Here is a 10,147-nt window from a genome sequence, read left to right on the forward strand (position 1 = left end):
CGCATGACATCCATCAACGGCAGCGAGACCCCGGAATCCATCGACGACTGCTGGAACCATATCGGCGTGGTCGGCGACCAGAGCTGCCCCAAGCTGCCAGCCAACGTGCATTGCCGTAACTGCGACGTGTATGCAGGCGCCGCCCAGCGCAACCTGCAACGGCCCGTGGACGAACACTACCAGCGCGACTGGGCCAACCACTTCCGCCAGATCGATGCAGGCGGCGAAGTGCGCGACAGCTCGGCGCTGGTGTTTCGCATCGGCCGTGAATGGCTGGCGCTGCCAACGCGCGTGTTCGACTCCGTGGCGCCGCAAGCCAGGCCGCACGTGCTGCCGCACCGCAGCGGGCGCGGCCTGTCTGGCATCGTCAATATCGGCGGCAAGCTGTATCCGTGCATGTCGCTGGCCAGTTTGCTGGGCATCGACGAACAGGGCGCGCCACCGGCCAAGGGCCGCCACACCTTTGCGCGCCTGCTGCTGATGCGCTGGGAAGAGCAAGCCTACGCCCTGCCCGTGGCCGACCTGCACGGCATCGTGCGCTATGCGTCGGGCAACCTGCAAACGCCGGCGGCCACCATCAACAAGGGCCTGTCGCGCTTTCTGTCGGGCGTCATCACCGAGGGCGACATGCGCATCGGCTGCCTGGACACGGCGCTGATCGGCTTTCAACTTGCGAGACTATTACGATGAGCCAGGACCAGCACGGCGACCTGAGTGCCTTTTCCATGCTGGACCTGTTCCGCATGGAGGCCGACAGCCAGACCCAGATTCTCACCGATGGCTTACTGGCCATGGAGCGCCATGCGGGCGACGCGGCCGCCGTCGAAGCGATGATGCGCGCGGCGCACTCGATCAAGGGCGCCGCCGCCATCGTCGGCCTGCAGGTGGTGGTGCAACTGGCGCACGGCATGGAAGACAGCTTTGTCGCCGCCCAGCATGGCCGCTTGAAACTCACGCCGGAGCGGGTCGACGTGCTGCTGTCGGGCGTCGACCTGATCGTGCAGCTGTCACGCCTCGACGATGCGGGCGCCGAAGCGTGGCTGGCCGCCAATGCGGCGCAGATCGACCAGACCCTGAACGCCATCGCCGGCATCGCCGAGCTGCCCGAACTACCTGCCCTGCCCTCGCTGCCTTCGCCCGTGCCGGCGCCAACGCCGGCAGCAGCGCCCTTGCCGCCTCCCCACGCCGAGCTGCAAGCGACCGTGACCAGCGGCCTGGCAGGCGAGGAAGTGGAGTCGGCGGCCGCGCCCGCGCCGCGTGCCGGTGCGCCAGCCAAGGCCCAGGCGCAGAATTTCGACAAATTGCTGTCGCTGGCCAGCGAATCGCGCATCAATGCGCACCAGATGCACCCGTTCATCGGCGCCCTGCAGCGCTTCAAGCGCAACCAGAGCAGCCTGTTGTCCGCCATCGAACACCTGCACGTCGCCATTACCCGCTCGGGCGACCCGGGCCTGATGGAAAAATCCCTGCTGGCGCTGCAAAAGACGCAGCCCCTGAAGCAGTTCATACTCGAGCACATCGCCGACATCGAAACCTATGAACGGCGCTTGCTGGCCGTCTCGCAAGGCATGGTCGACGAAGTGCTGGCGCTGCGCATGCGCCCCTTCCGCGACGGCATCCACGCGTTTCCCCGCATGGTGCGCGACCTGGCGCGCAGCCTGGGCAAGGAAGTGCAGCTGGAAATCGACGGCGAAGACACCCTGGTCGACCGCGACATCCTGGCGAAGATCGAAAGCCCGCTGAACCACATGCTCAGGAATGCCATCGACCATGGCATGGAAGGCCCGTACGAGCGCATCGACGCGGGCAAGGAAGCAATGGGCACGATACGCATGGAAGCGCGCCACCGCGCCGGCATGCTGAGCATCGAGATCAGCGACGACGGGCGCGGCGTCGACCTGGAAAAAATCCGCCAGTCTGTCATCGAGCGCAAGATGGCCAGCCCCGCCATGGCCGCCGCGCTGTCGCCGGGCGAGCTGCTGGAATTCCTGTTCCTGCCCGCCTTCAGCCTGAAAGCGACGGCCAACCAGCTGTCCGGACGTGGCGTGGGCCTCGATATCGTGCACGAGACGATACGCCAGCAAAACGGCACGGTGCGCCTGGAATCGGAGCCGGGACGTGGTTTCCGCGCCCTGATTACCCTGCCGCTGACGCAATCGATCGTACGCGCGCTGGTGATCGACGTGCAGGGCGAAGCCTACGCCATCCCCATCGTCAAGGTGGAAAGCGTGGTGCGCGTGCCGCAAGCGGCTATCCATACGCTGGAAAACAAGCAGTTCTTTGAACTCAAGGGCGAGCATCTGGGCCTGGTGTCGGCAGCGCAGGTGCTGGAGCTGGGTGAAACGCCCAGCAGCGCCGACGATTTGCCGGTGGTGGTGATCGGGCGCGGCAAGCAAAGCTATGCGCTGGTGGTCGACGCCATCCGCGGCGAGCAAAGCCTGGCGGTGCAGGCCATCGACCCGATCTTCGGCAAGATGCGCGACATTTCCGCCGCCGCCCTGCTCGATGATGGTGAACCGGTGCTGATCCTCGACGTGCCCGATTTGCTGCTGTCGATCGACAAGCTGCTGCACGAGGGCGGCCTGCACCAGCTGGCGCAGGCGGGCCACGCGCAGCAGCGCCGCGCCAAGCGCATCCTGGTGGTCGACGATTCGCTGACGGTGCGCGAAATGGAGCGCAAGCTGCTGCTGGCGCGCGGTTTCGAAGTCGACGTGGCCATCGACGGCATCGACGGCTGGAACGTGGTGCGCAGCGGCGAGTACGACCTGGTGATCACCGACGTGGACATGCCACGCATGGATGGCATCGAACTGGTCTCGCTGATCAAGAAGGACCTGCATCTGCACAAGCTGCCGGTGATGATCGTCTCGTACAAGGACCGCCCGGAGGACCGCGCGCGCGGCCTGTCCGCCGGCGCCGACTATTATCTGACCAAAGGCAGCTTCCACGACGAGACCTTGCTCGACGCGGTAGCGGACCTGATAGGAGATGCCCGCTTATGAGTTGTACTTCATGAAAATTGCCATTGCCAACGATGTCGCCATGGCCGCCGAAGCCTTGCGCCGGGTGGTAGCCAGCACGCAGGAACACCAGGTGCTGTGGATTGCCCGCACGGGACTCGAAGCGGTGCGCATGTGCGAGGGCAACCGCCCCGACCTGATCCTGATGGATCTGAACATGCCGGAGATGGATGGCGTCGAGGCGACGCGCCTGATCATGGAGCAAAGCCCGTGCGCCATCCTGGTCGTCACGGGACGCCCGCAAGACAATGTCAACCAGGTCTTCCGCGCGCTGGGCGCCGGCGCGCTCGACGTCACGGCCACCCCCGTGCTGCAGGGGCAAGTGGGGGGCGACAGCGAGCTGCTGGCCAAGATCAAGACCATCGGCAAGCTGATACGCCACAGCGCCGAAGCGCCGTCGCCGCGCCTGGTGCAAGCCAATGGCGAACGCAGCGACGGCCAGGTCACCACCCTGGTGGCCATCGGCGCCTCGACGGGCGGGCCGTCAGCGGTGGCCAAGGTGCTGTCCGGCTGGACCGCGCCGCCCGGCTGCGCCATCGTGGTGGTGCAGCATATCGATGAAACCTTCGCCTCGCATTTTGCGAAATGGCTGGACGATCAATTGGACATGCCGGTGCGCGTGATTGCCGAGGGTGACGAACTGGTGGCAGGCAGTGTGCTGGTCGCCAAGACCAATGATCACCTGCTGCTAGATCAAAATTATCGTTTGGGTTACGATGCAGCACCACGCGACTATGTTTACCGTCCTTCGGTCGATGTCTTCTTTCACTGCGTGGCACAGCACTGGCGCGGCGACGCCATCGGCGTATTGCTCACAGGCATGGGGCGCGACGGCGGCGACGGCTTGCTGGCCATGCGCCGCGCGGGCAAGACGACGATAGCGCAAGATCAGGCCAGCAGTGCCGTATATGGCATGCCGCGCGCGGCGGCCGAACTCGATGCGGCGCAGCAAATCCTGCCCTTGGATAGAATAGGCGCCAGCCTGCGCAACCGCCTGGGCGCAAAAATCAACAATGGGGGGGAGTCCTCCCCTAACATCTGAAAAGAATGCAATGCCAGAATTTTCCTCCAGTCTCACCCTGCATGAGCCCGCATTGACCGAATTCAAGGTCAGCGTGCTGCTGGTGGACGACCAATTGATCATTGCTGAGGCAATCCGGCGCATGCTGAGCGACCAGCAGGATATCGAGTTTCATTACGTGACCGACGCCACGCAGGCGCTGGACATGGCGCTGCGCTTGCAACCGACCGTCATCCTGCAAGACCTGGTGCTGCCGGGCATCGACGGCTTCGCGCTGATCCAACTGTACCGCGAAAACGCGGCGCTGGCGCATGTGCCCGTCATCGTACTGTCGGCCAAGGATGACCCGAAACTGAAGGCCCACAGCTTTACCGTCGGCGCCAACGATTATGTGGTGAAACTGCCGGACCGCCTGGAGTTGCTGGCGCGCATACGTTACCACTCGGCGGCCCATATCAGCCGCCTGCAACGCGACCAGGCATTTCGTTTCCTGCGCGAAAGCCAAAAAAATCTGGCCGACGCGAATATTGAATTGCAGAAACTGGCCGCCCTCGATGGCTTGACGGGCATCGCCAACCGCCGCCGCTTCGATGAAACCCTGCAATTCGAATGGCAGCGGGGCCAGCGCGACAAGACGCCGCTGAGCCTGCTATTTTGCGATATCGACCATTTTAAAAGCTATAACGATCACTTTGGCCACCTGGCGGGTGACCTGTGCCTCAAAAAGGTCGCAGCCGTACTGACGGAACATTTGAAGCGCCCGGCCGACCTGGCGGCTCGCTATGGAGGCGAGGAATTCGCCCTGATCCTGCCCGAAACGGAAGCGGCCGGCGCGTTGCTGATCGCCGAAGCGTGCCGGCGCCACCTGGAGGGCTTGCAGATCGAGAACCCGGCGGCAAGCACGGGCATCGTCACCATCTCGATCGGCGTGGCCACCATCGTGCCTTCGCCGGTCTCGACGGTCGAGCAACTGATCAACCGCGCCGACCAGGCCCTGTACGCGGCCAAGCGCGGCGGACGCAACAGCGTGCTGAGCGCCGATGACGTCCAGGAATGATTTTTAACAGCAAGGAAAGTGAAGCATGAGCACACAACTGGACAATGTCAGCGTCGTCAAGAAGTCGAATATCTACTTTGACGGCAAATGCATCTCGCACAACGTCATCCTGGCCGATGGCACGAAGAAAAGCGTGGGCGTGATTTTCGCGTCATCGTTGCGCTTCAACACGGGCGCGCCGGAAACGATGGAAATCGTCGGCGGCCTGTGCAAGGTACGCTTGGCAGACGCGACAGAATGGAACAGCTACGGCGCGGGCCAGGAATTCAAGATAGCGGGCAATAGCCATTTTGATATTGAAACGATCGAGACACTGGATTATGTCTGCCACTTCGCTTGATTAGACAAACACAGGCTCGGGCGACAGGCGCACGCCATATTTCGCCTCTACATCATCCTGTATCGCTTCCGCCAGTCGGGTAATGTCCGCGCCACGAGCGCCGCCATTATTCACCAGAACCAGTGCCTGCTTGGGATACACTCCTGCGGGCCCCAGGTTTTTTCCCTTCCAGCCACACTGATCGATCAGCCAGCCGGCCGCCAGCTTTTCCGTGCCATCGGGCTGCGCATGGTGTACCAAGGTGGGGAAACGTTCCAACAAAGCAAGACATTGCTCTCGTGACACCACGGGATTCTTGAAAAAACTACCCGCATTGCCGATCACGGCCGGATCCGGCAATTTTCTCCGGCGAATCGCCATCACCGTCTCGGCCACCTGTTGCGCTGTCGGTTCGGCAAGATTGCGCTCGGCCAAGGCCTGCGCCAGTTCCGCGTAGCGCAAATTCGGCTGCCACTGGGCCGGCAAGGCAAACGTCACTTCCAGCACGATCAGCTCGCGTCCGTCGGCCTGCTTGAAGATGCTGTCGCGGTAAGCGAAACGGCAAGCGTCGCGATCCATGTCGAAGACGATGCCGCTGGCGCTGTGCATGACGCTCACGCTATGCAGATAATCCTTGATTTCAACGCCATACGCGCCAATATTCTGGATAGGCGCCGCGCCTACCGTACCGGGAATCAACGACAGGTTTTCCAGTCCGCCCACGCCTTGCGCCAGGGTCCACTGCACGAAATCGTGCCAGTTTTCACCGGCGGCGGCCGTGACGAGGATGGTTTCGAAATCCGCCTGCGCCAGGCGCATGCCGCGCGTGGCCATGTGCAGCACGGCGCCGGGAAAGTCGCCCGTGAGCACGATGTTGCTGCCGCCGCCCAGTATCAAACGCGGCATGGCGGAGAGTGCGGGATCTTGCAGCGCGGCCTGCAATTCGGCCTGCGAAGTGATGCGTACGTAGGCGGCCGCATTGGCCGTGATGCCGAAGGTATTCAGGCGCTGGAGGGAGTAATTGTGTTCGATGGTGAGCTCTGCAGACAAGGGATAGCGATTATTTTGCTCGATTATAGAGTGAAACCGACAAAAAACCAGCGCAAGACAAGGGCAGGCCGTCCGTTGTCCGTTAAAATGTCGCATCTTTAACGAGGCTGTGCCATTTTGCAAAGAATGCGCGCGCCCGGCGCGCTGCCAGCGCGCTCGCTCTAACACGAAAGGAACAGACCATGCCGTCATTTGATGTAGTCTCCGAAGCCGATATGATCGAAGTCAAGAATGCCGTCGAGCAATCCAACAAGGAAATCACGACGCGCTTCGACTTCAAGGGCAGCGACGCCCGCGTCGAACACAAGGAAAACGAATTGACTGCGTTTGCGGATTCGGAATTCCAGCTCAGCCAGGTGCGCGACGTGCTGACCAACAAGTTGACCAAACGCAAGGTCGATGTGCGCTTCCTCGACGAAGGTGACATCAAGAAAATCGGCGGCGACAAGGTCAAGCAGATCATCAAGATCAAGAATGGCATCGAATCGGATGATGCCAAGAAAATCGTGCGTGTCATCAAGGACAGCAAGATGAAAGTACAAGCGAGCATCCAGGGCGAAGCCGTGCGCGTCACGGGCGCCAAGCGCGACGACCTGCAGGCGGCCATGGTCATGCTGCGCAAGGACGTGCCCGACATGCCGCTGGAATTTAACAATTTCCGCGATTAATTTCGATGAAGCGCGCGATCCGGCACGCGCTTGCACCGGCATGGTGGCAAGCTGCCCCGGAGAGCCTGCCCGCTTGGGGTAGAATTGAAGCTGCGCACAGCTACATGCGCCCGCGCGCCTGACCGGCTGCGGGCTTGACCGTACATCTGGCTCAGTGATAACCACGGTAGTCTAAGGATAGCAATGAAACGTGTTGATGATTTCCGCCTGCGATTTGGCAAAAAAGAATATGTGCCCATCATGATAGGCGGAATGGGTGTGGATATTTCCACGTCGGAGCTGGCCCTGGAAGCGGCCCGGCTGAACGGTATCGGCCATATCTCCGATGCCATGGTGGAAGACGTGTCGGATCGTCGTTTCGACACCACCTTCGTCAAAGACAAGACGAAACTGTACAAGTTCAACATCAATAATAGCGACAAGGCCGTGGTGCAATTCGACCTGGGCCGCCTGGCCGAAGCACAGCGCCTGCATATCGGCCGCACCATGGAAGCGAAAAAAGGCGATGGCTTGATTTTCGTCAATTGCATGGAAAAGCTGACCATGAACGGCCCCCGCGAAACCTTGCGCGTGCGCCTGAATGCGGCGCTGGACGCCGGCATCGACGGCATCACCCTGTCGGCCGGCTTGCACTTCGGCTCGTTTGCCTTGATGGCCGACCATCCACGTTTCCGTGATGCCAAGCTGGGCATCATCGTCTCGTCCGTGCGCGCCCTGCAGATTTTCCTGCGCAAGAACGCCAAGCTGGACCGCCTGCCCGACTTCATCATCGTCGAAGGTCCGCTGGCCGGCGGCCATCTGGGTTTTGGCATGGACTGGGCCAATTACGACCTGCACACGATTACCGCGGAACTGCTGGCCTACCTGAAAACGGAACAGCTGGACATCCCGCTGATCGCCGCTGGCGGCATCTTCACGGGTAGCGATGCCGTCTCCTTCCTGGAAGCGGGCGCGGCTGGCGTGCAAGTGGCGACGCGCTTTACCGTCACCGAGGAATGCGGCTTGCCAAACAAGGTCAAGCAGGAATACTACAAGGCCTCGGAAGAAGACATCATCGTCAATGGCGTCTCGCCGACGGGCTACCCGATGCGCATGCTGAAAAACACGCCCGCCATCGGCGCCGGCATCCGCCCAGGCTGCGAATCGTATGGCTATCTGCTCGACGCGACGGGCAACTGCGCCTATATCAACTCGTACAACCGCGAAGTGGCGGCCCATCCCGAGCAAAAAACCGTCGTCGTGATGGACAAGACCTGCCTGTGCACGCACATGCGCAACTTCAACTGCTGGACCTGCGGCCATTACACGTATCGCCTGAAGGACACCACGCACAAGCTCGACAACGGCGAATACCAGATCCTGACGGCCGAACACGTCTTCAAGGACTACCAGTTCAGTGTCGACAACCAGATCGCCCTGCCGGAAAAAAAAGTCCAGGGCTGAATATTCTCAGCCTGAACTGAAAATGGCGCAGCCTGCGAAGGCTGCGCCATTTTTTATGCCTGGAGCATTTCCAGCAATGCCCGTTCGATCACGTCGAACTTGGGCCGCCGCAACACTTCTTCTTGCAGGCAAGCTTGCTGCAAAGCCTGCAAGACGGGCAAGGGCGTTGCACCATGCACGACCAACTCGCCCAGCAGCACGCCAAAGGCGCGCGCCTCTATGCCCTGCAGCAAGTCTCCTTGCCGCGAGCCGGGCACAAACATGGACGCCGCGCCAAAATCACCCAGCAGGCAGGCGCCACCATCCGCATGCAGGATATTGTGGCCATACAAATCGCCATGCACAATGCCGCGCGCATGCAACTGGCACACGGCCGAGGCGATGCCATGGGCAATCGCCAGCGCTTGCGGCGCGTCAAAACGCGCACCGTCGGCATACACATCACGCGTGCATGAGGCCAGGCTCGGTGGCCCGGCCAGATTGCCGAAAGCAGCATCGATGAGCGGCATGACGAGTCCAGGCGCCCCTTGCGGATGGCCGTCCAGGGTACCCAGGATGGGAATCAGGCCCGCGTGCGCACCCGCGCCGACACAAGCGGCCATTTCGCTGCGCGGCAAGCCGTCGCTGGTCATCGCCCCCTTGAACACTTTGACAGCGACATCAACTCGCCCATCCAGGCGGGCACGGTAAATCACACCCGATGCGCCCTCGCCCAGCTGCTGCGCCAACTCCAGGCGCTGCCAAGCCACACCTGCCGCGCCGGCATCGGTCAGGGCCGCCAATTCGCGCACTTCCGTGAACGGGTTGCCCGCGTACGCAAGCCAGCTCAGGCGCGGCAAAGACAGCAGGCAGTCGGGCAGCGCCGTAAAACGGTTGGCGGCAATGCGCACCAGCTCCAGTTGGCGGCAATCTGCCAGGGATGCGGGCAAGTGGCTCAGACAATTACCTGCCAGCATGAGTTTCTGCAATTCACGGCATTTGCCTAGCTCATCGGGCAAGAATTCGATGGCATTGTCGGTCAGGGTCAGCCAGCGCAGCCTGGGCGGCAAGGCTGCGGCCGGTACGTGGCGTATGCGGTTCGCCTTGAAGCCTATCATGCTCAGTTCCTGGCAGGAACCCAGCACGCCTGGCAAGGTGGTAAACAGGTTGTCCGAGCAAAAAATGATGCGCAACTTGTGCAGGCGCGGCAAATCGTCGGGCAGGGAAGACAGCGCATTGCCGGACAAATCAAGGATTTCCAGGCTATCGGCCAGATCGAAGATCTCGCGTGGGAAGTCGGTCAAGCCGCAGGACAGCTTCAGACGGCGCACGCCGGCCAGTTGACCAGCGCGTAATTGTTCCAGTGTATGCAAAGCAGACAAGATATCCCTTTCAAAAACCCGGCAAGCGCTGGTATCGCTCAATCCAGCGGACGTAAAAAAACCCCCACCGGATCACCGATGGGGGTTTTTTCGAATAACAAGCCTGACGATAACCTACTTTCACACTGGTTGCAGCACTATCATCGGCGCAAAGTTGTTTCACGGTCCTGTTCGGGATGGGAAGGGGTGGGACCAACTTGCTATGGTC

9 protein-coding genes and 1 rRNA gene are annotated in these 10,147 nt (G+C 61.6%); 7 read left to right on the top strand and 3 right to left on the bottom strand.

All coding sequences use genetic code 11. From position 1 onward, the window contains the following. Positions 1-3: 3 nt before the first annotated feature. The 5 genes from ACQ4WP_RS23960 to ppnP are packed head-to-tail and all read left to right on the top strand — an operon-like array spanning position 4 to position 5,438. Positions 4-690, top strand: coding sequence for a chemotaxis protein CheW (locus ACQ4WP_RS23960; RefSeq protein ID WP_436525013.1), 687 nt, complete (start codon positions 4-6; stop codon positions 688-690). After that, positions 687-3,002, top strand: coding sequence for a hybrid sensor histidine kinase/response regulator (locus ACQ4WP_RS23965; protein ID WP_436525015.1), 2,316 nt, complete (start codon positions 687-689; stop codon positions 3,000-3,002). The genes ACQ4WP_RS23960 and ACQ4WP_RS23965 overlap by 4 nt, the downstream gene beginning before the upstream one ends. Positions 3,003-3,012: 10 nt before the next feature. Further along, entirely contained in the window at positions 3,013-4,062 is a 1,050-nt protein-coding gene (gene cheB, locus ACQ4WP_RS23970) for a chemotaxis-specific protein-glutamate methyltransferase CheB (protein ID WP_436525017.1), read from the top strand. 10 nt (positions 4,063-4,072) lie between these two features. Beyond that, positions 4,073-5,098, top strand: a complete 1,026-nt coding sequence (locus ACQ4WP_RS23975) for a diguanylate cyclase (protein ID WP_436525019.1) — start codon at positions 4,073-4,075, stop codon at positions 5,096-5,098. Positions 5,099-5,123: 25 nt separating this feature from the next. After that, complete coding sequence (gene ppnP, locus ACQ4WP_RS23980) at positions 5,124-5,438, top strand: pyrimidine/purine nucleoside phosphorylase (RefSeq protein ID WP_436525021.1); 315 nt, start codon at positions 5,124-5,126, stop codon at positions 5,436-5,438. On the opposite strand, the gene murB is transcribed toward ppnP, so the two are convergent. Further along, complete coding sequence (gene murB, locus ACQ4WP_RS23985; protein WP_436525023.1) at positions 5,439-6,467, bottom strand: UDP-N-acetylmuramate dehydrogenase; 1,029 nt, start codon at positions 6,465-6,467, stop codon at positions 5,439-5,441. It lies immediately after the preceding gene. A gap of 182 nt (positions 6,468-6,649) precedes the next feature. Here murB and ACQ4WP_RS23990 point away from each other — a divergent pair, with 182 nt between their 5' ends. Together ACQ4WP_RS23990 and ACQ4WP_RS23995 are read left to right on the top strand one after the other, a co-directional pair. After that, the gene (locus ACQ4WP_RS23990; RefSeq protein ID WP_426074846.1) at positions 6,650-7,135 is read left to right on the top strand and encodes a YajQ family cyclic di-GMP-binding protein; all 486 of its coding nucleotides are present in this window, start codon (positions 6,650-6,652) and stop codon (positions 7,133-7,135) included. A gap of 183 nt (positions 7,136-7,318) precedes the next feature. Next, complete coding sequence (locus tag ACQ4WP_RS23995) at positions 7,319-8,578, top strand: nitronate monooxygenase (RefSeq protein ID WP_436525025.1); 1,260 nt, start codon at positions 7,319-7,321, stop codon at positions 8,576-8,578. 53 nt (positions 8,579-8,631) lie between these two features. Here ACQ4WP_RS23995 and ACQ4WP_RS24000 read toward each other — a convergent pair whose 3' ends face one another. Both ACQ4WP_RS24000 and rrf read right to left on the bottom strand, forming a co-directional pair. Beyond that, positions 8,632-9,930, bottom strand: coding sequence for a leucine-rich repeat-containing protein kinase family protein (locus ACQ4WP_RS24000; RefSeq protein ID WP_436525029.1), 1,299 nt, complete (start codon positions 9,928-9,930; stop codon positions 8,632-8,634). A 110-nt stretch (positions 9,931-10,040) separates the two neighbouring features. Next, positions 10,041-10,147 (bottom strand): 5S ribosomal RNA (gene rrf / locus ACQ4WP_RS24005); the annotation flags it as partial.

Source organism: Janthinobacterium lyxosi, from assembly GCF_051380665.1.
Classification (GTDB): domain Bacteria; phylum Pseudomonadota; class Gammaproteobacteria; order Burkholderiales; family Burkholderiaceae_D; genus Janthinobacterium.

What these genes read in the sequence shown, in the direction of transcription:
- ACQ4WP_RS23960 (WP_436525013.1), top strand. Translation starts at nt 4, where the DNA reads ATGACATCCATCAACGGCAGCGAGACCCCGGAATCCATCGACGACTGC.
- ACQ4WP_RS23965 (WP_436525015.1), top strand. Translation starts at nt 687, where the DNA reads ATGAGCCAGGACCAGCACGGCGACCTGAGTGCCTTTTCCATGCTGGAC.
- cheB (WP_436525017.1), top strand. Translation starts at nt 3,013, where the DNA reads ATGAAAATTGCCATTGCCAACGATGTCGCCATGGCCGCCGAAGCCTTG.
- ACQ4WP_RS23975 (WP_436525019.1), top strand. Translation starts at nt 4,073, where the DNA reads ATGCCAGAATTTTCCTCCAGTCTCACCCTGCATGAGCCCGCATTGACC.
- ppnP (WP_436525021.1), top strand. Translation starts at nt 5,124, where the DNA reads ATGAGCACACAACTGGACAATGTCAGCGTCGTCAAGAAGTCGAATATC.
- ACQ4WP_RS23990 (WP_426074846.1), top strand. Translation starts at nt 6,650, where the DNA reads ATGCCGTCATTTGATGTAGTCTCCGAAGCCGATATGATCGAAGTCAAG.
- ACQ4WP_RS23995 (WP_436525025.1), top strand. Translation starts at nt 7,319, where the DNA reads ATGAAACGTGTTGATGATTTCCGCCTGCGATTTGGCAAAAAAGAATAT.